25 protein-coding genes and 1 pseudogene are annotated in these 23392 nt (G+C 71.9%); 12 read left to right on the top strand and 14 right to left on the bottom strand.

The window, feature by feature from the left end; genetic code table 11:
* Window positions 1-9: 9 nt before the first annotated feature.
* From DVR05_RS21240 to DVR05_RS21220, 6 genes and pseudogenes are all read right to left on the bottom strand, one after another.
* The gene (locus DVR05_RS21240) at window positions 10-903 is read right to left on the bottom strand and encodes a DedA family protein (protein ID WP_116247697.1); all 894 of its coding nucleotides are present in this window, start codon (window positions 901-903) and stop codon (window positions 10-12) included.
* 166 nt (window positions 904-1069) lie between these two features.
* Window positions 1070-2758 (bottom strand): hypothetical protein, encoded by a 1689-nt coding sequence (locus DVR05_RS21235; protein ID WP_116247664.1) that lies wholly within the window; start codon window positions 2756-2758, stop codon window positions 1070-1072.
* A gap of 73 nt (window positions 2759-2831) precedes the next feature.
* Window positions 2832-3422: a DNA glycosylase AlkZ-like family protein gene (locus tag DVR05_RS28000; protein ID WP_369974565.1), complete on the bottom strand. Its 591-nt coding sequence runs from the start codon at window positions 3420-3422 to the stop codon at window positions 2832-2834.
* A gap of 48 nt (window positions 3423-3470) precedes the next feature.
* Window positions 3471-3810 (bottom strand): annotated as a pseudogene (locus DVR05_RS27995) (DNA glycosylase AlkZ-like family protein); the annotation flags it as partial.
* A gap of 97 nt (window positions 3811-3907) precedes the next feature.
* Window positions 3908-6265, bottom strand: coding sequence for a trehalase-like domain-containing protein (locus tag DVR05_RS21225; protein WP_116247663.1), 2358 nt, complete (start codon window positions 6263-6265; stop codon window positions 3908-3910).
* Between the two features lie 451 nt (window positions 6266-6716).
* Window positions 6717-7415 carry a class I SAM-dependent methyltransferase gene (locus DVR05_RS21220; RefSeq protein WP_116247662.1) on the bottom strand — a complete coding sequence of 233 codons (699 nt, stop codon included), beginning with the start codon at window positions 7413-7415 and terminating at the stop codon, window positions 6717-6719.
* A 155-nt stretch (window positions 7416-7570) separates the two neighbouring features.
* On the opposite strand from DVR05_RS21220, the gene DVR05_RS21215 reads away from it, so the two are divergent.
* The 3 genes from DVR05_RS21215 to hisG all read left to right on the top strand — a co-directional run bounded on the left by DVR05_RS21215 (window position 7571) and on the right by hisG (window position 9743).
* Complete coding sequence (locus DVR05_RS21215) at window positions 7571-8401, top strand: SDR family oxidoreductase (RefSeq protein WP_198659277.1); 831 nt, start codon at window positions 7571-7573, stop codon at window positions 8399-8401.
* 133 nt (window positions 8402-8534) lie between these two features.
* Complete coding sequence (locus tag DVR05_RS21210) at window positions 8535-8798, top strand: phosphoribosyl-ATP diphosphatase (RefSeq protein WP_017601182.1); 264 nt, start codon at window positions 8535-8537, stop codon at window positions 8796-8798.
* A gap of 90 nt (window positions 8799-8888) precedes the next feature.
* Entirely contained in the window at window positions 8889-9743 is an 855-nt protein-coding gene (hisG, locus tag DVR05_RS21205) for an ATP phosphoribosyltransferase (protein ID WP_116247661.1), read from the top strand.
* 66 nt (window positions 9744-9809) lie between these two features.
* On the opposite strand, the gene DVR05_RS21200 is transcribed toward hisG, so the two are convergent.
* Window positions 9810-11282: a cellulase family glycosylhydrolase gene (locus DVR05_RS21200; RefSeq protein ID WP_116247660.1), complete on the bottom strand. Its 1473-nt coding sequence runs from the start codon at window positions 11280-11282 to the stop codon at window positions 9810-9812.
* Between the two features lie 65 nt (window positions 11283-11347).
* On the opposite strand from DVR05_RS21200, the gene DVR05_RS21195 reads away from it, so the two are divergent.
* On the top strand, window positions 11348-11893 hold the full coding sequence (locus DVR05_RS21195) for a hypothetical protein (protein WP_116247659.1): 546 nt from the start codon (window positions 11348-11350) through the stop codon (window positions 11891-11893).
* A gap of 65 nt (window positions 11894-11958) precedes the next feature.
* Here the strand turns inward: DVR05_RS21195 and DVR05_RS21190 are convergent, their stop codons facing one another.
* Window positions 11959-13266 carry a glycoside hydrolase family 6 protein gene (locus DVR05_RS21190; protein WP_116247658.1) on the bottom strand — a complete coding sequence of 436 codons (1308 nt, stop codon included), beginning with the start codon at window positions 13264-13266 and terminating at the stop codon, window positions 11959-11961.
* 210 nt (window positions 13267-13476) lie between these two features.
* On the bottom strand, window positions 13477-13887 hold the full coding sequence (locus DVR05_RS21185; protein WP_116247657.1) for a DoxX family protein: 411 nt from the start codon (window positions 13885-13887) through the stop codon (window positions 13477-13479).
* Between the two features lie 107 nt (window positions 13888-13994).
* Between DVR05_RS21185 and DVR05_RS21180 the strand changes: the two genes are divergently transcribed.
* On the top strand, window positions 13995-14741 hold the full coding sequence (locus tag DVR05_RS21180; protein ID WP_116247656.1) for a spermidine synthase: 747 nt from the start codon (window positions 13995-13997) through the stop codon (window positions 14739-14741).
* A 74-nt stretch (window positions 14742-14815) separates the two neighbouring features.
* Here DVR05_RS21180 and DVR05_RS21175 read toward each other — a convergent pair whose 3' ends face one another.
* The gene (locus tag DVR05_RS21175) at window positions 14816-15034 is read right to left on the bottom strand and encodes an EF-hand domain-containing protein (RefSeq protein ID WP_116247655.1); all 219 of its coding nucleotides are present in this window, start codon (window positions 15032-15034) and stop codon (window positions 14816-14818) included.
* A 325-nt stretch (window positions 15035-15359) separates the two neighbouring features.
* On the opposite strand from DVR05_RS21175, the gene DVR05_RS21170 reads away from it, so the two are divergent.
* The 4 genes from DVR05_RS21170 to DVR05_RS21155 all read left to right on the top strand — a co-directional run bounded on the left by DVR05_RS21170 (window position 15360) and on the right by DVR05_RS21155 (window position 19116).
* Window positions 15360-16331, top strand: coding sequence for a PstS family phosphate ABC transporter substrate-binding protein (locus DVR05_RS21170; RefSeq protein ID WP_116247654.1), 972 nt, complete (start codon window positions 15360-15362; stop codon window positions 16329-16331).
* Between the two features lie 28 nt (window positions 16332-16359).
* Complete coding sequence (gene pstC / locus DVR05_RS21165) at window positions 16360-17319, top strand: phosphate ABC transporter permease subunit PstC (protein WP_198659276.1); 960 nt, start codon at window positions 16360-16362, stop codon at window positions 17317-17319.
* On the top strand, window positions 17320-18267 hold the full coding sequence (gene pstA / locus DVR05_RS21160) for a phosphate ABC transporter permease PstA (protein WP_116247652.1): 948 nt from the start codon (window positions 17320-17322) through the stop codon (window positions 18265-18267).
* Window positions 18268-18390: 123 nt separating this feature from the next.
* Window positions 18391-19116, top strand: coding sequence for a response regulator transcription factor (locus tag DVR05_RS21155; RefSeq protein ID WP_116247651.1), 726 nt, complete (start codon window positions 18391-18393; stop codon window positions 19114-19116).
* A gap of 20 nt (window positions 19117-19136) precedes the next feature.
* Here DVR05_RS21155 and DVR05_RS21150 read toward each other — a convergent pair whose 3' ends face one another.
* Both DVR05_RS21150 and DVR05_RS21145 read right to left on the bottom strand, forming a co-directional pair.
* The gene (locus DVR05_RS21150; RefSeq protein WP_116247650.1) at window positions 19137-19355 is read right to left on the bottom strand and encodes a hypothetical protein; all 219 of its coding nucleotides are present in this window, start codon (window positions 19353-19355) and stop codon (window positions 19137-19139) included.
* Between the two features lie 86 nt (window positions 19356-19441).
* Complete coding sequence (locus DVR05_RS21145) at window positions 19442-19714, bottom strand: AbrB/MazE/SpoVT family DNA-binding domain-containing protein (protein ID WP_116247649.1); 273 nt, start codon at window positions 19712-19714, stop codon at window positions 19442-19444.
* A gap of 305 nt (window positions 19715-20019) precedes the next feature.
* On the opposite strand from DVR05_RS21145, the gene DVR05_RS21140 reads away from it, so the two are divergent.
* Both DVR05_RS21140 and DVR05_RS21135 read left to right on the top strand, forming a co-directional pair.
* Window positions 20020-20352: a putative quinol monooxygenase gene (locus tag DVR05_RS21140; protein ID WP_116247648.1), complete on the top strand. Its 333-nt coding sequence runs from the start codon at window positions 20020-20022 to the stop codon at window positions 20350-20352.
* Window positions 20353-20484: 132 nt separating this feature from the next.
* A complete protein-coding gene (locus DVR05_RS21135; protein WP_116247647.1) occupies window positions 20485-21615 on the top strand; it encodes a methyltransferase domain-containing protein in 1131 nt (376 codons plus the stop codon).
* Between the two features lie 328 nt (window positions 21616-21943).
* Here the strand turns inward: DVR05_RS21135 and DVR05_RS21130 are convergent, their stop codons facing one another.
* Both DVR05_RS21130 and DVR05_RS21125 read right to left on the bottom strand, forming a co-directional pair.
* The gene (locus DVR05_RS21130; protein ID WP_232832250.1) at window positions 21944-22126 is read right to left on the bottom strand and encodes a DUF397 domain-containing protein; all 183 of its coding nucleotides are present in this window, start codon (window positions 22124-22126) and stop codon (window positions 21944-21946) included.
* Window positions 22127-22138: 12 nt separating this feature from the next.
* Window positions 22139-22963: a helix-turn-helix transcriptional regulator gene (locus tag DVR05_RS21125; protein ID WP_255423103.1), complete on the bottom strand. Its 825-nt coding sequence runs from the start codon at window positions 22961-22963 to the stop codon at window positions 22139-22141.
* Window positions 22964-23140: 177 nt separating this feature from the next.
* Here DVR05_RS21125 and DVR05_RS21120 point away from each other — a divergent pair.
* The coding region (locus DVR05_RS21120; RefSeq protein WP_116247694.1) for a hypothetical protein at window positions 23141-23392 on the top strand (252 nt) is incomplete at its 3' end.

Raw genomic sequence — 23392 nt, 5'->3', positions numbered from 1 at the left:
GGCACGCCCTCAGGCGGTCTCCCCGGCGGGCGCGGCCGCCTCGGCGGCGGCCCTGCGCCTGGCCTTCTCGGCGCGCTGCTGCCTGAACACCGGGTAGAAGGCCATCACGAAGATGATCGCGAAGGTGAGCCACAGGGCGTAGCGGTCGACGAGGAGGATGACGTCGACCCCCGTCTGGCCGCTCGCGTGGCCGACGGCCGTCACGACCGCGGTGAGGAGCAGGGCGCCGAGGGCGTCGAAGAGGAAGAAGGTCCGCAGGCGCATCCCGGTCCAGCCCGCTGTGACGTGGATGAGGGCGGCGGGGACGCCCGGCAGGTAGGAGAGCGTGAGCGCGAACCGGATGATCCACGGGTTGAGGTCGTGGGCCCGGTCGGCGAACCTCCGGGCCCGCTCGCCCTGGGCGAGGAGGTCGATGAAGCCGCGGCCCCAGCGTCGGCCCAGCCACCAGAACAGCCAGTCGACCTTGACCTTGCCGACGACGCCGGCGACCACGACGAGCCACAGCGGGATCTCGCCGATCCGGGCGAAGGCGGCCGCCGCTCCGACCGCCGCGTTGCTGCCGGTCAGGAAGGCCAGTCCGATCGGGTGGTCGGCGATGAGGAGCGGCTTGACCGGGGTGAGGGCCAGGAAGAACGCGGGGATGCCGATGGCGCAGGCGAGCAGGACCTTGTCCTGGCGGGTGGCTCTGCCCTTCCAGGGTTTCATGGCACGCAGGGCCTCCCGCACCTCCTGCTCGCGTCTGGCCCGGGCCGCCTCCCCGGGGTCGGTGGCGGAGCCGTCCGCGTCGGCCGCGGGGCGCCCGTCGGCCCGGTCGGTTCCTGCCCCGGTGGCGCCGTCGTCCCGGGCGGTCTCGTCCGCGGTCGCGTCGTCGGCGGTCGGACGGGTGTTCCTCTGCGTCGTCATGGTTCCCAGCATGTCGTGGCGGACCCCTCCGCCGTAGTCGTACGCGTCACCGTGTCGGGATGAGGGAAGTGACGTCTCCCGGATGACATGCGTCATGTCGGGGCGCGTGCGGGGTGCGGCGCCCGCGGACCCGCGTCCTGGCTCCCGGCACGGTCACCCGGGACCGTCAGTCCTGGGGGCCGGGCGGTACCGGCCACCGCCAGGACGGGGCCCAACGGCAGCTCTCGGAGACGTCGGGGGGCAGGGGCGGGAGCAGGTGGGCGCCGGGCGGTCGGCCCTCGTCGGCCGGGAGCGGCTCCGGGACGGGCGGGGGCGGTTCGGCGGCCCACGGGTGCGGTTCCGGTTCGGGGCGGTCGGGGACGGCGTCCCACGGCTCGGGTCGGTCGGGGGCGGTCCCGCTCCACGGATCCGGCCCGAGCGGATCCGGCGCGACGGGTTCGGGTACGGGGACGTCGTCGACCCCGACCCCCGCCTGCTCGGTTCCACCGGACCCGTCGGCGTCCCCGAGGGGGCGGGGTTCCCGGAACGGGAGCGGCTCCCCCGGCCCCCGAAGCCCCTCGGGCTCCCAGATCTCCTCGCTTCGCGGGGCCTGGGCTCCGTCGGGCTCCTCCGCCCGCCAGGCCGCCTCGTGTTCCCAGGACTCCCCGGCCTCCTCCGGCCCGTCCTCGTCCCCGGCCGCCGGGGGGTCGAACGGCGCCGACAGCGGCCCCGAGTCCACCTCGGCGAAGTGCGCCGCGACCCCGAAGTGCCGGGGCGCGCGCTGTGAACCGGTGTCGTCGTGGTCGATCGGCGGAGCCAGCGGGTGGCGGACCGAGCCCGCCGGGTGGACGCGCGCCCACCACGCGGCCGCCTCGTCCGGGTGCAGCTCCTCCAGGACCTCCAGCGACCCGGGGATGTGCGGATGGCGACGGCCCGCGCGCCACGAGTGCGCGAGTGTCTGCGGTTCCAGGACCAGCACCCGCTCCCCCTCGACCACCGGGATGTCGGCCGGGACGGCCTCGTTGCCGATCCACGTCCCGTCGCCGCCGACCAGGTCCCATTCGCCGCGCACGACGTCGGCCAGCGGGTCGGCGGACGCGTTCAGGCAGGCGGCGGTCCAGCGCGGATCCGGTCGGGTCCCGGGGACCCGGCGCCCCTCCTTGCCGATGAGCGCGTCCGCCAGCAGCGTGTGCAGCTGGAAGTTGTCGCCCATACCGTCGAACCGCACCCGGAACCCCCGCCAGGACGCGCGGTCGAGCACCAGGACGCGGCTCGTCTCGGCCATCCGCAGCAGCTCGTGGACCTCGCCGAACTCGCTGAGCTGTGTCGACAGCGCGCGTGCGATCTGGCCCAGCCCCTCCAGCGCGCTGGCGTCGGAGCGTACGGCGGCGCGCACGCCCGAGTCGCCCAGCATGGCCTTGGCCGCCAGACCGTAGCGCTGCGACGTCCACCAGCCGACCGTGGCCAGCGGCGCGTTGTCCCCGAGGACCTCCTCGACCCGCTTCTCCTCGGCCTCCGTCACCTCGGCGGGGGCGGGGAGCGCTCCGCCGCCCGTCTTGTCCCACGCGTGCATGAACGCCACGGCCGCCTGGCCGTAGCTGCCCAGCTGGCGCAGCACCTCCAGGCCGACCTGTCCCGCCGGGGCGCCCGACTCGACCAGGGCTCCGGCCAGGACGGCGAGGTCGGCCGCCACGCCCGCGACGGGTTCGCACTCACCGAGGACCGGTGCGAGCGCCTCCATCGCGGTGGCGAGCTCATCCTTGGACACCTGTGAGGACAGCCGGAACACGTCGTGCACGGCGGAGGGGAACTCTGGTGCCTGGCTTGCGGCGGTGTCGAGGACGCGTTGGAACGCGGCGCGGAACTCTTCAGTCACCCGAGAATCCTTCCATATCCACACGTGTCACCCGTGGTCCGGACAGGTGGGGGCGAAAACCCCACCGGGGAGATCAGGGCGTGTCGAGGACGCGGACCTCGTGCCCGTCGCGGCCCGGCTCCAGGAACCCCGGCAGCCGCAGGCCCTCGGCGGTCACCTCGTCGGTCTCCGCCGGACCCAGGGGGCGGAACGAGACGACCTCGACGGCCGCCGTGGCGCGCGTGCGGACCACCTTCCACACGCCGCGGACCTCGCCGTCCACCAGGACCGTGGCAGGGGGCATCCCGTTGCGCACGGCGATCCGCCGGAGGGCCTCAGCGGAGATGACCCGGCTCCGGTCGGCGTGGGCGCGCAGGAGGTTGTCGAAGTCGTACAGGAAGCGCACCGGGGCGGGGGCGCCCGGGTCGGGTCGCGGGGCGTCGGGCAGGTCGAGGAGTTCGGTGCCGTCCTCCCCGCGCAGGACGACGAGCCGGTCGCGCATCCGGTCGGCGACCTCGCGCAGCCGGGTCAGCCCCGACCAGACCTGGACGTCCTTCACGCTGGCCGGGCCGAACGCGGCCAGGTGGCGCGTGATCAGCGCCTCCGGGTCGGGTCGGGAATCGAGCGCCCGCCCGGTCCAGGTGTCGGCCGGGGCGAGCGCGGGCGGTCCCGACGCGCCCCACACCCCGCGCGGCGGGACCTGGACGACGGGCAGGCGGCACGCGGGTGGCCCGGCCGTGGCCGCCGTGGCTCAGCTCGCGGTCGATCACGGGCTGCACGGTGGCCCGCAGCCATGCCAGGTCTCCCGGGGTGACCAGGTGGAGTGTCGAGCGCATGAGCGCGACGCGCACCAGGTCGCCGTCGGTGAGCATGCGCCCGACCACACGCGGGTCGAGCCCCTCGATCCGATTCTGGAGGCCGACGTACCAGGTGTGCGTGGTCTGGGCCTGGAGGCCCGCGAGGCGGGTGACGACCTCCGCGACGGGCAGGTCGACGCGGCGGAGGAGGAACTGACGGGCGAGGGTGGCGCGGTTGAGCTCGCGCCGGGTCAGGGTGGTGCCGGTCGTGGTCATCGTGGCCTGCTTCCCGGTCGCTGCTGGGAGGGGCACCCTACCCGTCGGTTCGGACGCCGTGCCCGCGTCCGGGAGCGGCGGACGCGGGCGGCGGGTGTCAGGCGTGCCGGTCGAGGAGTTGGGCGCAGCGGATCAGCCCCAGGTGCGAGTACGCCTGCGGATGGTTGCCCAACGCCCGCTCCGACTCCGGATCGAACTCCTCCGGGATCAGTCCCGTCGGCCCCGCCCGCTCGACCAGGTGCGCGAACAGCTCCTCGGCCTCCGCCCGGCGCCCGGTGGCCAGGTAGGACTCGATCAGCCACGCCGTGCACAGGTGGAAACCGCCCTCACCCCCGGGCAGCCCGTCGTCGCGCCGGTAGCGGTACACCGTCGGGCCCTGCCGCAGCTCGGCCTCGATGGCCGTGACCGTGGACTGGAACCGCTCGTCGGCCGGGTCCAGCAGCCCGGACAGACCGATGTGCAACGACGCCGCGTCCAGGTCCCGCCCGTCGTAGGCGGTGGTGTAGGCGCCCGCGGCCTCGTTCCACCCCTTGGCGGTCACCTCCGCGGCGATGTCGGCCGCCAGCGGTTCCCAGGTGGGGTCCACCGGGCGCGCGAACCGGTCCGCGAGCCTGACCGCCCGGTCGAGGGTGACCCAGCACATCACCTTGGAGTACACCCGCTGGCGCGGCTCGTCGCGCTCCTCCCAGATCCCGTGGTCGGGTTCGTGCCAGCGGCGGGCGACCGCCTCGGCCATCGCCGACACCAGCTCCCAGTCCCGGTCGGGCAGGGCGCCGCGCCGGTGGGCCAGGTCGGCGATGAGTTCGACGACGGGACCGAACACGTCCAGCTGCACCTGGTGGTCGGCGGCGTTGCCCACCCGGACCGGCCGCGACCCGGCGTATCCGGCCAGGGTGTCGATGGTCTCCTCCGGGCCCAGGTCGGTCCCGGCCAGCGTGTACAACGGCCGCAGCAGCTCGGGCGAGGGCAGGGTGTCCACCACCCGGTGCACCCAGTCCAGGAACGCGTCCGCCTCGGCCGTGGAGCCGAGCGAGACCAGCGCCTGGACGGTCAGCGCGCCGTCCCTCAACCAGCAGTACCGGTAGTCCCAGTTGCGCACCCCGCCGATCTCCTCGGGCAGGGAGGTGGTCGCGGCGGCCATCACCCCGCCCGACGGTGTGCACAGCCCCCGCAGGGTCAGGGCGGAGCGGGCGGCCAGGTCCCGGGCGGTGACCGGCAGGGTGAGGGTGTCCAGCCAGCCCGTCCAGTGGTCGCGGACCGCCCGCTGTCGTTCGGCGTCCGTGACCGGGGAGTCCGACAGGTCCCGGGTGCCCAGGCGCAGTTCCAGCACCACGGGGGTCTCACTGGTGGGGTGGACGGTGGCGTGGGCGGTCTCGCCCGCGTCGTCGTGGTCGACCACCCATTCCACCCCGGGGGAGTGCAGCGCCATCGGGAAGTCGGCGCCCTCCACCACCAGGCCCCGGTCGTGGACGCGCAGCCGGACGGGGGCGCGGCCGAAGTCGGGTCGGGGGGCGAACTCGACGCGGGCGGGGGTGGTGCCGTCGATGACCCGTACCAGGTCGGTGCGTCCCCGCTCGGTGGCGGGGGCGAGGTAGTCGCGGACCTCCAGGCGGGAGAAGCGGGTGCGCACCGTCATCGTCCCCGGCTCGTAGCGCTGGCCCAGGGGTTGACCGCCGTGGGCGGGGGCGATGGCGAACGCCCCCGCCGACCGGCCGCCCAGGATCTCGGCGAACACCGCGCCGGAGTCGGGCTCGGGGTGGCACAGCCAGGCCAGGCGGGCGTCGGGGCCCACCAGGGCGACCGAGGCGTGGTTGGACAGCAGCGACATGCGTTCGATGGGGGTGGGGCGCTCGCCGAAGGTCCAGGCGCGGCGTTCGGTCACCAGGGCGGCCAGCAGGGCCGCGGCGGCGGGGGTGTCGGCCACGCGGTGGGCGGCCACGGTCAGCCCCTCCCCGACACGGATCCCGGTGTCGGGGCCGACCAGGTGGGCGAAGACGTCCTCCTCGCCGTCGCCGCCGCCGACGTAGCAGGTGGCGGTGGCCTCGACGTGTTCGCGCAGGGCCTGGAGGGCGGTGGGCTTGTTCGAGGGGCGGGTGTGCAGGACGGTGTCGGGTTCGGTGCCGTGGGCGCCGATGAGGTGGATCTCGGCGGGGAGACGGGAGAGCGTGGCCAGGCTGCTCAGCGGGCGGGAGGAGATGACGGCACAGGTGGTGCCGGGCAGGTCGGCCAGGTCGCGCAGGGCCCGCACGGCCAGGGGGTGCGGGCGCGCCGCACCGGTGTCGGCGGTGTCGGTGGGGGTGAGGGCGCCGTCGTAGTCGCAGGCGACGAGGAGGCGAGGGGTGCGGGCGAGGGCGGAGATCCGCCGCCGCACATCCACGGGCAGGGCCTCGGGGGTCGTGTCGCCGGTCCGGCCGGACAGTCCTGGGGCCGCTCCGGCCGCCTGGGTGAGCGTCACGTTGCCTCCTCCATCGGTCGTCTTCGTCGACCTGGGGACGTCGGTGAGGTACGGGAGTCCGCGCGCATGGTTCGGGCGCACACCACAGTTGGTGTGAAGAACGTAGAACCCAGGGCTTGTGGCGCGGGACGGGCTTCAGGGGACTTGGATCAGACCTTGGGAATATTTGGTGTGAACACGGACAGACTGGGCCAACAGTCGGCCGGCAAGGTCCGGTCCTCAAGAAGTCAACGTGAGACTACCCGTGCCACACGGGTCATCGCGACACCCAATCTGAGCAAAAAGGTCACATGAGGATGACGAACGTCTGGGCGGGCGGAGTGTCGCGCCCCCTCGGGACCGTGCGTCGCGACCGTGGTCCCGCCCACACGGCCCCGGCGCGCCGGACCGGCCCCTCCCCCCGCGGGCACGGCGCGGGGGGAGGGGCCGGACGGAGCACGGTTCCCCGGGGTCAGGCGGGCTTGCGCAGGTGGTGCACCCAGGCGGGCGGGAGGTTGGCGAGCACCCGCTCGGAGCGGATCCCGTAGCGGTCGATCCAGTCCTGCACCAGCCAGCTCGTCCGCGCCTGGCGCAGGTAGTCCTCGCGGCGCGCGATGATCGCCTTGACCTCCTTGGTGTAGAGGTAGCCGTAGAAGGACAGCGTCCCGCCCGGCCGCAGCACCGTGAAGTAGTGGTCGAGGATCTCCCCAACCGTCTCCGCCGTGAAGTTGGCGAACGGCAGCCCGGAGACGATCACGTCGTAGACCCGGTCGGTGCCCATCTCGTTGACGGGCAGCGCGTGCACCGTGGCGCCGTCGGCGATCCTCGACAGTTCGGGGTCGGTGTCCAGCAGGTCCTCGACGTGGGCGGCGAAGGCGGGGTTGGCCTCCACCAGGTCGACGGTGTCACCGGGGCGCATGGCGGCGGCGATGCCCCGGGTGATCGCGCCGGTCCCGGCGCCGGCCTCCATGATCCGCAGCGGGCGGTCGGGGTCGGGGCGCTCCCGCACGAACGCGGCCAGGGCGTCGGCCAGGGCTCTGCTGCTCGGAACGACGGAACCGGTGGCGTGGAAGGTCCGTATCGCCTGGGTGAAGAAGAGCCTGGTGTCGCGGAGGCGCTCGTCCAACCTGAGAGCGGTGAGAGGTCCGGTGGGACTCGTGGTCTCGGCCATACCCGAAACGCTAGCGCCTGGCGCGCGCCGGCGGGAGGGATCGGCGTCAACTCCCCGCGTCCACCGCGTTCCGGCGGCGTGAACGGGGCGCTCGGCGGGCGGTGGAGGGCGGCGGGAACGAGGGGTGCGCGGGCCGGAGTCGTAGGCTGACCCCCATGAGTGATGCGGACGACACCCCAGGAACTGCCCCCCGTTCCCGGACCGCGCTGGTCACCGGCGCCTCCAGCGGCATCGGTGAGGAGTTCGCGCGCAGGCTGGCCCAGCGCGGGTACGCGCTCGTGCTCGTCGCCCGCCGCGCGGCCCTGCTGGAGGAGATCGCGGAGGAGATCCGCGAGACCTACGGCACCACCGTCGAGGCCCTCCCCGCCGACCTGGGCACCCGCGAGGGCGTCGCGGAGGTGGCCGGGCGCCTGTCCGCCGACGGCCGGGGCGACGCGGCCCCGATCGACCTGCTCGTCAACAACGCCGGGCGCGGTGACGGCGGCGCCTTCGCCACCCAGGACCCCGCCGAGATCGACGCCATGATCGACCTCAACGTCCGCGCCGTCCTCCAGCTCACCCGCGCCGTCCTGCCCGTCCAGATCGCGCGGCGCGAGGCGGGGGAGACCGGCAGGGTCGGTGTGATCAACGTGTCGTCGCTGGCCGGTGAGCCCGTCGTGAACCCCGGCGGTTCGGTGTACGGGGGCGGCAAGAAGTTCGTCACCCTGTGGAGCGAGAGCGTGGCAGCCGAGGTGCGCGGGAAGGGCGTGCGGGTCACCGTGGTCCTGCCCGGGTTCGTGCGCACCGACATGACCCGCGCCGTCCAGGAGAGGGGGCTGCCCGAGTTCGCCTTCGTGTCCAGGGCCCAGGTCGTGCGCGACTCGCTGCGGGCGTGGTCCGCCGGACGCTCGCACGTCGTCCCGGGCGCCCAGTACAAGACCGCCGACGGTCTCCTCAGGCTCCTGCCGCGTTCGGTCGTGCGCGCCCTGGGCGGCCGCCTCGGCTGAACCCGCGCCGACCTCGGACGGGGGCCGTTCACCGAACGTTTCGACCACATCGTGAGACACCCGCGTCCCAGTGCGGCGGTGGGGGCTCGGACCGCCTACGCTGGTAGCGCACTGTCGGTCGAGGAAAGACACCATGAAGACCTTCGAAGAGCTGTTCGCCGAGCTGTCCGAGAAGGCGCGCTCCCGCCCCGAGGGGTCCGGGACCGTCGCCCAACTCGACGCCGGCGTCCATGCCATCGGCAAGAAGGTCGTGGAGGAGGCGGCGGAGGTCTGGATGGCCGCCGAGTACGAGTCCGACGACCACGCGGCCGAAGAGATCTCGCAGCTCCTCTACCACCTCCAGGTCCTGATGCTGGCCCGCGGCCTGCGTCTTGAGGACGTCTATAAGCATCTGTAGGGCGTGTTCGCCGAACACGCCCCCGCCGGTCTCCCGGACCGGCCCACCGGACGTCCCCGAAACGCCAGAACCGACGAAGGAACCACTCACATGTCCGACCTGTTGCGAATCGCCGTGCCCAACAAGGGCCAGCTGTCCGAGCCGGCGGTCGAGATGCTGCGCGAGGCCGGGTACCGGCAGCGCAAGAGCTCCCGTGACCTGGTCATGGTCGACCCGGACAACGACACCGAGTTCTTCTTCCTGCGCCCCAAGGACATCGCCGTCTACGTCGGCGAGGGCATCCTCCAGGCCGGGATCACCGGCCGCGACATGCTGCTGGACTCCGGGGCGGCCGTGGACGAGGTCCTCGCCCTGGGCTTCGGCGCCTCCACCTTCCGGTTCGCGGCCCCCAACGGCGCGAGCATGAAGGTCTCCGACCTCAACGGCAAGCGGATCGCCACGTCCTTCGACGGCCTGCTCCGCTCCTACCTGGACGAACAGGGCGTCGACGCCCGCGTGATCCACCTGGACGGCGCCGTGGAGAGCTCCGTGCAGCTCGGCGTGGCCGACGCGGTGGCCGACGTGGTCTCCACCGGGACCACCCTCCGCCAGGCGGGCATGGAGACCTTCGGCGACCCGATCCTGGTCTCCGAGGCGGTCGTGATCCGGCCCAGCGGCGCGGAGGACGACCCGAAGATCGAGCAGCTGCTGCGGCGGCTGCGCGGCGTCCTGGTCGCCCGCGACTACGTGATGATGGAGTACGACGTCCACGCCGAGCACCTGGAGCCCGCCGTGGCCCTCACCCCGGGCATGGAGGGGCCGACGGTCTCCCCGCTGCACCGCGAGGGCTGGGTCGCCGTCCGCTCGATGGTGCCGCGCCAGGACGCGCAGCGCATCATGGACGACCTGTGGCACCTCGGCGCCCGCGCCATCCTGGTCACCGACATCTACGCCTGCCGCCTCTGACGGCGCGCCGACACGGCGTGTGCGGGCCCGCGGCGTGCGGGCACCCCGTCGCGGGCGCCGAGGGGGTCACTCGGGGACGACGGTGAGCGTGTACTCGTCGCCGGGCTCCCCCGAGGGCGTGTCCACGAACAGCACGCGCCGGTCCGCGTCCCACTCCGAGGTCCAGTCCCGCGTCCCGCCGGGGCCGTCCACGGACAGGTCGAACCCGCCGCCGTAGTCGGCCTCGGGCAGGTACAGCTCGGTCGGTCCGGACACGCCCTCGCGCACCGCGAACCGCACCGAGAGACGCGCGGCGTCCGGGTCGTGGTCGATCTCCAGGGGGTGTCCGGCGACCGCGCGGGGATAGGCGCGGTTCATCACCTCGACGAGGGGCCCGGGACTGAGCTCCTCGTCCGCCCACGGGCCCCAGCCGTCGTGGTCGTTGGACCAGTAGGCCCGACCGGCGGCCATCCGCTCGGTCTCCGCCAGCATCCGCGCCACGTAGTCGGTGGCGCCCTCCCCGGACACGTCCAGTCCGAACTCGCCCAGGACGATCGGCGCCTCCAGCCGCTCCGCGGTGGTCCGGACGCTCGCCGACCACAGCTCGATGCTGGCGTCCACCGTCTCCCGGGACTCGCCCGCGTACGGCTGTCCGAGGTCCATGGGCAGCGGGTAGGCGTGCGGGGCGTAGACGATCCGGGGTTCGCCCTCGCGGGGGTCGTCGAGGTGGGGGAGGGCGGAGGGCAGCCCCCAGTTGACGCCCACGGCCTGCCCCTCCACGAAGAGCCAGGTGTCCCGGTCGACCTCGCGGATCCGCGCGACACAGCGGCGGTACAGCTCGGCGAGGGGGCCGCTCTCGAAGTCGGGCCCCTGGAGGCTGCCGCCGAAGGGCTCGTTCATGAGGTCGTAGCCGATGACCGCCGGATCGCCCGCGAAGCGCGCGGCGACGTGCGCCCAGGCGGCGGCGTACTCGTCCATCAGCTCGGGGTGCTCGCCGGTGGTGCCCCAGAAGTGGTCGAAGGCCCGGATCACCCCGGGCTCCAGGTAGACCAGCTCCCACATCTCCCGCTGCTCCACGCGCAGCCCGTCGGTGTGGGTGGCCCACTCGGGGGCGCCGTTGCCGGAGTGCCGCTCCGGGCTGGTGAACCGGCCGTAGAGGTCCTGGTGCATGTCCAGGAGGACGTGGTAGCCGCGCTCGGCGTACCAGTCGACCCGCTCGGCGACCGCGTCCAGGTACGCCTCGTCGTAGACCCCCGGCTCCGGTTCGAGCGCCTGCCACTGGAGGAGGAGGCGGACGAAGTTGGTGCCCATGAGGTCGTACTCGCGCTGGACGGCCTCCTCCGTGATCCAGGGCAGGCGCTCGGGGTCGGACTTGGCCGAACCGGAGGTGTTGAACCCGTGGAGGAACAGGGCGCGTCCCCGGTCGTCGGTGAGGTAGCGCGTGGGACCGGGGTCGTGCTCGGTGACGGTGGCGACGGCGGTGGTCAGGACCAGTACGAGCACCGTGAGGGCGGCGGCGGTGAGTCGGCGGGGGAGTCGGCCTCGGGCCTGGCGCGGCATCGGCACCGCCCTTTCGGGGAGGGGGTCGTCCGGACGGGGTGTCGGATGAGACGTGGATCACTAGGATGCAAAAGGTGAATAAGATTCGCAATATCCGTCTCGCCGGTGCCGCCGGTTTCGCGGCGCTCCTCCCCTGCGCGCTCTTCGGCAGCGGCGCGTTCACGGCCTGGCTCGGCGCGCGCGCCGCCTGGCTCCTGCTGCCCGCCGCGTTCGGCGTCCCCTTCGCCTTCCCCCGTCTCGGCCCCCCGGCCGTGGGCCAGCCGACCTGGAACCACCTGGCCGAACTCCTGGCGGTGGCGGCCCTCTCCGGGGTCACCGGGTGGTGGACGCACCGCGCGCTGAACCGTCGGCCCGGCGCCGACTCCGCGCGGTTCCTGCTCTCGGTCTGGGCCGCCGTCCTGCTCGGCCTGGTGGCCGCCGGGGTCCTGCGCGCCGCCGCCGACGCCCTCGCCGGGGGTGTCGGCCCCGTGGCGGTGTTCGGGTTCGCGCTCTCCGGGGCGCTCGGCGGCCTGTTGTGGGGCGTGTGCGCGGGCTGGGTGTGCGCGCTGCCGGTCGCGCTCGTCCACCGGGTGACGACGGCCCGCGGGGTCGCGGCCCCGACCGGGGCCTGAGGCGGCCCGTCCGCGCACGGCGACGGGGTGGGGCGGACTCCGCCCCACCCCGTGCGCGGGCGACCTCAGGCCGCCGAACAGGTCACGTCCGGCACGCCGCCCGTGCCGTCGCGGGTTCCGGTGAAGCCGAACTCCGTGCTGTCACCGGCGCCGAGCGTCCCGTTCCACCCCAGGTCGGTGGCGGTGACCGTCGCCCCGCTGGTGGTGATGTCGGCGTTCCACCCCTGGTCGACCCGTTGGCCGTCGGTGTAGGTCCACGTCACGGTCCAGCCGGAGAGCGCGGACTTGGCGGTGACCGTCACCGTCGCCTGGAAACCGCCCGCCCACTCGGAGACGACCCGGTACTCGGCCGTGCAGCCCTCCCCGACGGGGGGATCGCTCGGCTCCTCGCCGGGGTCGGTGGGCTCCTCCGTGGGCGGGGGCGCGTTCACCGCCATGTCGTAGGCGGCCTGGGGGACGAACTGGCCCGCGGGAGCGATGCAGCCGTCGGCCTCGCCCGGCAGTTTGGTCCACAGGAAGGCGTCGATCAGCGGATGGCCCGTCTCGGTGGTGCTGGGACGGCCGATCATCCGTCCCGGCGGGTCGCACCACTCGCCGTCGGGGGCGGGACCGTTGCCGTTGCGGCTGGTGTCGATCACGGCTCCGAGGCCGGGCACGCCGGTGGCGGCGATGACGGCCTCCGCGAAGGCGATCTCGTCCTCGGTCCAGTTGTAGTTGGAGGTGTTGGTGGCGATGCCGTGGCCGCTGTGCGCGATGTCCGCGCCGTTGAGCAGGTCGGCGGCCACCTGGGGGTCCAGCCAGGCCGAGTGCCCGATGTCGAAGTACACCCGCGCCTGGGAGGACCCCGCCATGAGCGCCCGGCCCGCGTGGGACATCGATTCCAGCAGCTCCGAGGGGTCGCTGCAGGAGCTCACCAGGGGGAGGGCGTCGGGCTCCAGGACGATGGTGGCGGGACGGCCCTCCAACCCGGCGGCCACCTCCTCCACCCAGGAGCGGTAGGCGTCGTGGTCGGGCGCCCCGCCGCCGCTGTGGTTGCCGCAGTCGCGGCCGGGGATGTTGTAGACGACGAGGATGGGGATCTGCCCCTGGGCGTCGGCCGCGCCGACCACGGCGTCGACCTCGTCGCGGACCTCGTCGGGGTTGTACTCGGTGAACCAGGTGGCCTGGGCGACCGAGGCGATGCGGTCGCCGATGACGTCGGCCCGAGGGTCGTCCGGGTTCTCCCGGACCCACTCGGCCGCCTGGGTGTCGGGGTTGACGTAGAACTCGGACCCGTCGGCCGAGACCGGGGCCGCGCCGAGCAGGGCGGCGCCGACGGCCAGGGCCGTGACGGAGCCCAGGGCGGCTCCGATCGCGGTGCGTGTTCGGGACATGAGCCCTCCTTCGTGGGTTGACCCCCGTCGTACTCCTCCAGACCCCCGTCTGTGTCGTCTCCCGCGCGCGGTCCCCGCCCCTGTCGCGGCCAGGGGGTGCCTCCAATATGGGAGCGCTCCCATATCGCCGTCAGGTTACCCCCCTGACGCGTCCCGCGCACAGGGGGGTAACGGAGGTGTTTCCGGGGCGTGAGGTCGCCCCGGCGCCGATCAGCTCTCGGGGGAGCCGCCCGACCTCGGCCGGTTCTGGAGGGCCGCCCAGATCAGGGGGATCTGGAGGGGGACCCGCCCCCAGGCGACCACCCTGTTGTCGGCGAGCCCCGGAAGCCGCCCCGACCCCGCGTCCAGGGCCATCCGCACGTTGGCGGGCCACACCGCGAGCAGCAGCGCGGCGCTGGCCGGGCCGGCCCACCGCCGACGGGTCAGCAGTCCGACCCCGCAGGCCAGCTCGACCGCCCCGCTGCCGTACACGAAGGCGCGGTGGGCGGGCAGCCGCCGGGGCATGATCGCCTCGAAGGGCCGGGGCGCGGCGAAGTGCAGCGCCCCCGCGGCGACGAACAGGCCCCCGAGGGCGCGCGGGGCCACCGCGCGCAGTCTCTCCAGGCAGGTGCTCACGGTCATACGAACTCCTCTCGTGGCGCGCCGACCACCAACCTACTCGCCGGTAGCTCCGAGATGTCCGCCGCCCGTCCCCCTGCCCGGTTCCCCGTGGCGGGCACAATGTGGGAATGGACCAGCGACGGCCGCGACGGGAGGCGTACACCATCACCGCGGGAGAGACGGTCACCCTGGACCGGGTGACCGGTGAGACCGGAGGCGACCTGGTGCTGCGCCGGGTCGGCGCGCACTACGAGATCTACTCCAACGGCCTGTTCCTCATGGACACCCGCGACGGCACCTCCGAGCGGGAGATGGTGCGGGCCGCCCTGTCCGCGCTGCCCCACGGGCGCTCCCTCGCGCGCGTGCTGATCGGGGGCCTGGGCGTCGGGTTCTCCGCGCGCGAGGCCCTCGACCATCCCCGGGTGGCCCGTGTCGACGTGGTCGAACTCGAACCGAGGGTCATCGCCTGGCACGACGGCGAACTCGGCGAGGCGGCCGGGTACGTCCACCGCGACCCGCGCTGCCGGGTGCACAACGCCGACATCGTGGCCTGGCTCGACGACGCCCGGGCCGCCGCCGACCCCGTCCGCTACGACGTCATCTGCCTGGACACCGACAACGGCCCCGACTGGACGGTCGTCGAGGGCAACGGCCGACTGTACGAGGACGCCGGGCTGGACACGCTCACCGGACTGCTCGCCCCCGGCGGGCTGCTGTCCTTCTGGAGCGCCAACGCCGTGCCCGCCTTCGAGGGGGCGCTACGCGAGCGTTTCACGTCGGTGGAGGTCATCGAGGTGCCCGTGGCCAGGGGGGTGCCCGACGTCGTGTACCTGGCCGGTGGGCCGCGACGGCCGACGGGGGATCGGGCGCGGTAGTCCCACCGGGGGCGGCGCACCCGGCCGTTCCGGTTCGGGGCGGTGGCCGGGGCCGGTGACGTCCCAGCGGCGGTTCAGCCGTTGCCGTCGGACATGTAGGCGGTGAACTCCTCCAGGGTGATCAGCCCGTCGCCGTCCTGGTCCATGACCTCGATCGCCTTGCGGGCCTGGTCCTCGGTGCAGGTGTCCCCCAGGCGGTGCATCAGGTCGGCGTACTCCTCGGCGGAGATGCGGCCGTCGCTGTTGGCGTCGACGAACGCGAAGGTCGTCGCGTACTCGTTGGTGTCGGGCATGGGTTCCCCCTTCTCGGCGCTGGCTGCGGTCGGCGCCAGCGTATCGGGGCGCGTCCTCGGTCAGGAAGGGCGCGGCGCGGCGGGTGGCCGGGGCGTCGCGTGACGGAACCTGACCCTACGTGTCGGTAGTGATTCCCATGGTGGCTCTTCGGCGGGACGTGGGCCGAATTGAGTCGGCTCCTTCATCTTTCGTTCATCTTTTCTCTTTTCCCTGCTCAGTCGGAGCGCTTTGCATGGGGAACGTGCTCGGCGGGACGCGCCGGGCGGTCCCTGCACCGGGTCGGTGTCCCCTACCGGCCGAAAGTAACGAGTCGAGGATTCCCACGTGATCTCCAAGAAGTGGCTTCAGGTCGCCGGCGTCGCCGGAGCGGTTCCGTTCATCCTCACCGCCTGCGGTGGGAACGGCGACGGTGGCGACGGGGGCTCCGACGGCGGTTCGGAGCTGTCCGGCACGATCTCGATCGACGGTTCGAGCACCGTCGGCCCCCTCTCCGAGGTCGCCGCCGAGATGTTCATGGAGGAGAACCCCGGCGTCCAGGTGTCGGTCGCCCAGTCCGGCACCGGCGGCGGGTTCGAGAAGTTCTGCAACGGCGAGACCGACATGAACGACGCCTCGCGCGAGATCAAGGACGAGGAGATCGCTGCCTGCGAGGGCAACGACATCTCCTTCGAGAGCGTCCAGGTCGCCAACGACGCCCTCGCCATCGTCGTCAACCCCGACAACCCCCTGGAGTGCATCACCGTCGACCAGGCCAGCCAGATCTGGAACGAGGGCTCCACCGTCTCCACCTGGGGCGACGTCGACGGTCTCGACGTGGGCGACCTCGCCGACGAGGACATCACCCTCTACGGCCCCGGTTCCTCCTCCGGCACGTTCGACTACTTCACCGACGCCATCAACGGTGAGGAGGGCGTGATCCGCAACGACTACACCGACATCGGCGAGGACGACCAGGCCGCCGTCGTCGGCGTCGAGGGCGACGCGGGCGCCATGGCCTACATCCCCTACTCCTACTTCACCGAGGCCGGCGACGCGGTCAAGCCGCTGCAGATCGACGGTGGCGAAGGCTGCGTCGAGCCCTCCCTGGAGAACGTCCAGAACGGCTCCTACGCCCCCCTGGGCCGCGGGCTCTTCGTCTACGCCAGCGACGTCGCCCTGCAGGAGCAGGCCGCCGTGGACTTCATGAACTTCTACATCGAGAACTCCGACCAGATCACCGAGACCGCCGGTTTCGTTCCGCTGACCGAGGAGCAGAAGGCCGCGGCCACCGAGCAGATCGAGTCCCTCACCTCCTGACCGCCCTCGATCCGAGAGCACACCAGCCATGGCAAAGAGCAACATGGCGACCCCTCCGGCCGGCGCTGACCAGCGCCGGCCGTTGGCGGGCGCCGGATCCTCCCACCTGGGCGAGAAGAGCATCAAGTTCCTCCTCGCCCTGTGCGCGGCCTTCTCCATCATCGTCACCACAGGGATCGTCGTCGCCCTCGTGGTCCCCACGGTGAGCTTCTTCGGGGAGATCACCTTCTCCGAGTTCCTCTTCGGCACCGTCTGGCAGCCGGCGTTCGCCAACCCCTCCTTCGGTGTCCTGCCGATCGTCGTGGGCACGCTGATCGTCGTCGTGACCGCGCTCGTCGTCGCGATCCCGATCGGCCTCGCCTCCGCCGTCTACCTGTCCGAGTACGCCTCGCCGCGCGTGCGCAAGACGATCAAGCCGGTCCTGGAGGTCCTGGAGGGCATCCCCACCGTCGCGATCGGCCTCTTCGCGTTCTTCTTCATGCGCCCGATCGCGGAGAGCCTGTTCCCGTTCTTCCCCTGGGAGACCCCGTTCTCCATCGGTATCGCGGGTATGGCCGTGGGCCTGCTCATCGTGCCGCTGGTCGCCTCCGTGTCCGAGGACGCGATGCGGTCGGTCCCCGGCGGGCTCCGGGAGGGCGCCTACGCGCTCGGGTCCAGCAAGATGCGGGTGACCCTGCGCGTGGTGTTCCCGGCCGCGATCTCCGGCATCATCGCCGGGATCGTGCTCGGCACCTCCCGCGCGATCGGCGAGACGATGGTCGTCCTCATCGCCGCGGGCGCGGGCAACCCGAACCTGACGTTCGACTGGTTCAACTCCGCCCAGACCATGACCGCCTACATCGGCGGCACCGCGACCGGCGACATCCCGCAGGGCACGATCGTCTACGACACGATCTTCGCCGTGGGCACCCTGCTGTTCTCGATGACGCTGGTCATGAACATCATCGCGACCCGTCTGGTCCGCCGCTTCCGTGAGGTGTACGAGTAAATGGTCATCGACAAGGGAAAGCGGCCCCAGAGGTCGCGGTTGGCCGTCGCGGGCGCCCGGGCGGCCACCGACAGTATCTTCACCACGTCGTCGCGCGGCGACCGCGTGGGCAACGTGCTGTTCCGGGCCCTGCTGCTGCTCGGTATGGGCGTCGCCCTGCTGGGCCTGGCGTCCATCATCATCTGGTCGCTCGTCGAGGGCGCGCCCCGACTGGACGGCCAGCTGATCACCGAGGGCCCGTCCTCCATCACGCCGGAGAGCGCCGGGTACCGGACCGCCATCCTCGGCACGCTGTGGGTGATCGGCGGTGTCGTGCTGTTCATCGTCCCCGTGGGCGTGGGCGCGGCGATCTACCTGGAGGAGTACGCGGACAAGACCCGGTGGTGGAACCGCGCCATCGAGGTGAACATCCAGAACCTGGCGGCCGTGCCGTCCATCGTGTTCGGCATCCTGGGCCTGGCGTTCATCGTCCGCGGCCCGCTCAGCCTCGGGTTCGTCGCCGCCGCGGGTTCGCTCACGCTGTCCCTGCTCGTGCTGCCGACGGTCATCCTCGCCGCGCGTGAGGCGATCAAGGCCGTGCCGAACTCGACCCGCCTGGGCTCGCTCGGTCTGGGCGCGACCAAGTGGCAGACCATCTGGCACCACGTGCTCCCCGGCGCGCTGCCCGGGATCCTGACCGGTCTCATCCTCTCCGTCTCTCGCGCGATCGGTGAGTCCGCGCCGCTGCTGCTGGTCGGCGCCGTCACGTTCGTGACGTTCGACCCCTCCTTCCTCGAAGGCCAGTACTCGGTGCTGCCGGTCCAGATCTACAACTACGCGGGCCGCCCCCAGGAGGAGTTCCGCGTCCTCGCCGCCGCCGGTGTGATCCTCATGCTGGCCGTGCTGCTGACGATGAACTCGTTCGCGATCTGGCTGCGCAACCACTACGAGAACAAGAACGTGAGATGACCGGGGTGCCCGTGAGCGCACCCCGGGCAGCGCCCGTGGCCGTCCACGGGCCCGCTCGTTCGGTCAGCCCCCCGACCGGCGCCACGGCCGTGTCGGGCCCGCACCTTCCCTGGAGGGCCGCGCGTGGAGTCTTCGTTGGTCCCGGAGGGACGGCCGCTGCTGCTGGTGGGCGAGGCGGACGGGCGGGCCGCGAACGAGCTGCGCGCGCTGCTGGCCGACGAGCCGATCGACGTGCTGTTCTGCTCCGAGGCCCCCAGGGCTCTGCTGCTCCTCGGCCGGGAGGGGCCTGACGCCGTACTCCTGGGCGCGATGGGCGGCCCGATCGAACCGCTGGAGTTCCTGCGCATCGTCCGCGGCTCCGACCGGGGCCTGCCCGTGGTGGTGGGAGTGCCGCGCGGGGACGCGGCGTACGCCGACACGGCGCGCTCCCTGGGGGCGACGCTCACGGTGGAGCGGCCCTACGGCGCCGCCGACCTGCTGCCCTCGGTGCGGGCGCTGCTCCGTGGGCTCGGCCGGGATCCGCGCGGATCGGCCCCGATTGACCTGGGGCGGCTGCGGGTGGACGGCCAGGCCCCGGCGTTTCGGCTCGACGGGGTGCTCGTCGCGCTGCCGCCGACGGAGTACCTGCTGCTCCGGCACCTGGCGCGCAACGTCGACGCGGTGGTCCCGCGCCAGGAGCTGGTCCGGGCGGCCTGGGCCGGTGACGCGGACGTGCGGAGCAACACGCTCAACGTGCACATCATGCGGCTGCGAAGACGCCTGGGGGACGACCGCGCGCGCCCGCGGTGGATCAGCACGGTGCACGGGGTGGGGTACCGGCTCACCGTGCCGGAGGCGGGCGGCGGCTGAGGTCGTTCACGGAGCGCCTATCAGGGCGGGCCGGGGTTGAAGATGGCGTGCGTGCCCACCCGACGCCAGATGACATGCGGCTTGCCCGGGTAGCGTTCGTTGCCGTACTCCCACGTGGCACGCCCGTCGGGCGCCCAGGTCATCTCGTAGACCCCCGGGGCTCCCTGGACGCCCTTGACGCGCAGACCCGGTCGGAACTGCCCCTTCTCGACGTCGGGAGCGAACTCGGCCGTGACCACCCGCCGGAAGCGCTCCGCCTGTTGGCGGGTGAGCTTCTTGAAGTCGGCCTGGAACCGGGGGGTGGTGGCGAACGTGGCCAGTGCTCTCAGCGCTCCTCGTCGTGTTCCAGGGCGTCGAACATCGACTCGGCGCCTTCGAACTCCTCGGTCCGGCCCGCCGCGATCTGCTCGCTGGCCTCTCGCTCACCCCGCTGCCATTCGGGGTCCCAGAACCACGCCTGGTCGGCGGGGACCGAGGTCATGCCCCTCAGTGTGACCTGACCGCTCTCCGTGATGTCGAACTCGACCTCGTCGCCCTCACGGATGTGCAGCGCCTCGGCGACCTCACGGGGCAGGGTGACCTGGTTCTTACGACGCATCACCGCACGTCGACGTCTCGCCTTCGTATCGCTCATGACTGGTGGCCCTTTCCGTCCCGAAGGGGTGTGCTCCGGCTTTCCCGTACCGGCGGCACGGTCCCATCATGACTCTGATAGTAGGAGAGTACAACTTTCCTACTAGGCCTGCACGGGAAACGCGGAAGGCGGGCGTGTGACGAGCCCCTCGCCGTGTGCGACCCCCTGGTGCGCAGCGCCCGGGCATGATGGGTGGACGGAGCGTCGGGGCGGGGCGGCGGCCTCGGGTCCGGCGCGGACGAACGCACCGACAGCGAAGCGAGAGCCCGTTGATCTTCATCACCGTCAAGTTCACCGTCCGTCCCGAGCGCGCGGACGAGTGGCTCGACCTCACCCGCTCCTTCACCGAGGCCACCCGGGCCGAGCCCGGCAACATCTTCTTCGAGTGGTCCCGCTCGGTCGACGAGGACCACGTCTTCTACCTGGTCGAGGCGTTCACCGACGGCGAGGCCGGGCGCGCGCACGTGGAGTCTGCGCACTTCGCCAAGGCGATGGACGACATGTCCTACGCGATCGCGGAGCGGCCCTCGATCGTCTCCACCGAGATCCCCGGGATGAGTGGCTGGGGCGAGATGGGCGAGACCGCGCCGCGCCAGGGCTGAGCGAAAGCCTGGCTGTCGCCGTCCGCGGTCCGCGGCGCCGGGACCAGCCGAACGGGTGGTTACGGAACGCCCTGGCTGGCCGGATCCGGCCAAGGCTCTGACACGGTGTGCTGGACCGATTACCGTTTCTTCATGGCTCATGATGTCCGAGGCCCCGAGGATCTGTCCGCCATCGCCGGTCCGGGGTGGGCGGACGCCTTCCGCGCGGTGCCGCGTGAGCACTTCATCCCCGATTCCGCGGAAGTCTCCCCCATGTCCGGTGGACCGGCCTTCTGGATCGACCGTGCGGCGGACCCCGAACGTTGGCGGTCCGCCGTGTACAGCGACGCGACGATCCTGACCCAGATCGACGACGGCGCGACCACGCTGACCGAGGAGACCGCCAGCACCGGCCTCCCCTCCAGTTCCTCCACGGCGCCGAGCATCGTTGTCGGCTTCCTGGAACTGCTCGACCCCTATCCCGGTGACCGGGTGTTGGAGATCGGCACCGGTACCGGTTGGGCTGCGGGTCTGCTGTCCGCGCGGCTCGGCGGCGAGGCGGTGACGACGGTCGAGGTTGACGAACAGGTCGCCAAGCGGGCCGCCGCCAACCTCGAACAGGCGGGGCTGGAGCCGACCCTCGTCGTCGGCGACGGCGCGCTGGGGCACCCGGACGGTGCGCCCTATGACCGCGTGCACGTGACCTGCGGTATCCGTCGGATCCCGTTCGCGTGGGTGGAGCAGACCCGGCCCGGTGGTGTGATCGCGGTTCCGTGGGTGCCCAACAACGTGAGGGGGCACCGGTTGGTGCTCACTGTGGCGGACCGGCGGGCCGTCGGGCGGCTCCACGGCGATACGGCGTTCATGGTGATGCGCGCTCAGCGCGCCGGGTATCCGCCTCCGGTGGGCGAGCCCCGTCACTCATCGGCACGCGTCGATCCGAGGCGCATGCTTCGTGCGGACGCGGGGTTCACGGTGGCTCTGGCCGGGATGCTGCCCGGTGTGGTGCTCACCAGTTGGGAACGGGGGGCGGACGGCGCGTCCCTGCAACATCCGACCACCAGATCCTACGCGTCGGTGTCCTGGTCCGGGTCCGATGGCGAGGTGTCGGTCACGCAGGTCGGTCCACGCGATCTGTGGGACGAAGTGGAGGCCGCCTACCTGGAGTGGGTGGGCTGGGGGAGCCCTGGTGCGGAGCGCTTCGGCGTCACCGTCGACCGCGCCGGACAACACGTGTGGGTGGACTCGCCGGAGAATCGCGTCGCGGGAAGGGCTGAGGACTGATGGGTCACCGCAAGGAAGTGAACTGCTTCAACTGCAACGGCAAGAAGACGGTCCAGGAGTCTCGGGACGGTGTCGTCGTGAACGTACCGTGCCCGATGTGCAACGGCAGCGGAAAGCAGCCCAGCTGAGCGGACCCGAATCCGCAATGGAGCAGCGGGGACTGCCGCACACCCTCCGATCCTCGCTGAGCCCCCGCATGGCGATCGATTGCCCCGGTCCGGTCAGGGGAGATCAAAGCCTGGCCGCACAGCGCTTCCGCCGATAGGCTCCTCGTGGGATGAATACACAGAGGACCCCGCCCTTGTAAGGACGGGGTCCTCTGCATGTTTTAGGCCTGGAGTCGGACGGCGTTGACGGCCGCCGCCCACTCCTCGGACGGGAACGTCAAGTACCCGAGGTGTCGGTTCTCGGTGTCCCGCACGGCGGATGTACCTGGAACGTCAGCGATCTCGACGCATGCGGATTCGTTTGGGCTGTAGGACGACTTACGGAACTCCAGGGATGAATACACGGGTGCCTTCTTCTAGTCGGTGATCATGTTCCTCAACAGCTCGACCGTCGCGGCCTTGGACAGCGCATCGGCCGCCACGTCGTCGAGTGCGCTTCGGTAGTCGGCGACCTGGGATGGTTCGGTCAGGTAGACACCGTGGCCACGTGTCTCCAGGTAGACGACGCTCGGGTCCCTCTCATCCGCGTAGTCCAGGATCACCGTTGACCCGTGCATACAGCCGTGGAGACCGACGCCTATAGGAAGCACCTGGAGCGTGACGCCATTGACGGAGTCTGCAACGTCCACCAGGCGTCGGATCTGTCCCTGCGCGAGGTCGGGCGTCGCTGCGAGGCGCAGGAGAACGGCCTCGTCGATCACACACCGAAACTCGGGTGCGTCTGGTCCGTCAAGGATTTTCTGGCGTTCCATGCGTGCTGCGACGATGCGTTCGATCTCGGCTTCCGTGCGGGCCAGTGACGCGCGGGCGGAGGCTGCGGCGTACTCAGGCGTTTGGAGCAGGCCGGGAACGACGATCGGGTGAAACGCCGAGATCTTGGAAGCTCTCGCCTCGAAGCTGATGAACCCGTCATCGAGGATGTCTTCGTACTGCTTCCACCACGGTTTCGTGCGTGCTTGGCGGCGGAGAGCAAGGAGCGCCTCACGGCGGACAGGGTCGGTCACCTTGTAAACGTCCATGAGGGCGTTGAGAGCGGAGACGTCGGGAACGCTGTGTCTGCCGCCTTCCATGTGGTTCAGGCGTCCTGAGGACCAGCCGAGGGCAGCTCTGGCCTCCTCAACGGTCATCGCCGCCGCCTCACGCATGTGTCGCAGCTCGGCAGCGAGTCGACGCTGCTCAATGGTCGGTGCTTTCTGTGCTGCTGCCACGTCTCCGCCTTCGCTGAGGTGCCTTCTGGATCATAGATGCCCTGGTCAGAAGCGAGCATTTCGGTCAGTCTGACACAGTCAATATGGTTCTTGTATTCATTCCAACGGTCGGACCTCCCATCCGGCATCCCGAACCCTGGAGGTGCGCCTGTGCGCTACCTGCTGTTGTTCCTGCTGGCGTCGTGGCCGCTGGCCCGCGCCACGGTCCGTCCCGAGCTGCCCGACACCACCGCCGATGCGGCCCGTCGACTCCTGCGCGGCGTGCGCCGCCCCCGCCGGGCGGCGCACCCCCGCCGCTACGCCCGCCCCGGCCCGGCCCTGCCGTTCGTCGTGTCCGGTCCGGCCGACCTGCTGCGCCTGGTGACCGCACCGCCTTCTCCCACCACCCTCGGCACCGGTGTC

The organism is Nocardiopsis sp. FIRDI 009, assembly GCF_003386285.1.
Classification (GTDB): domain Bacteria; phylum Actinomycetota; class Actinomycetes; order Streptosporangiales; family Streptosporangiaceae; genus Nocardiopsis.
This window is presented reverse-complemented; position numbering and strand designations above follow the sequence as displayed.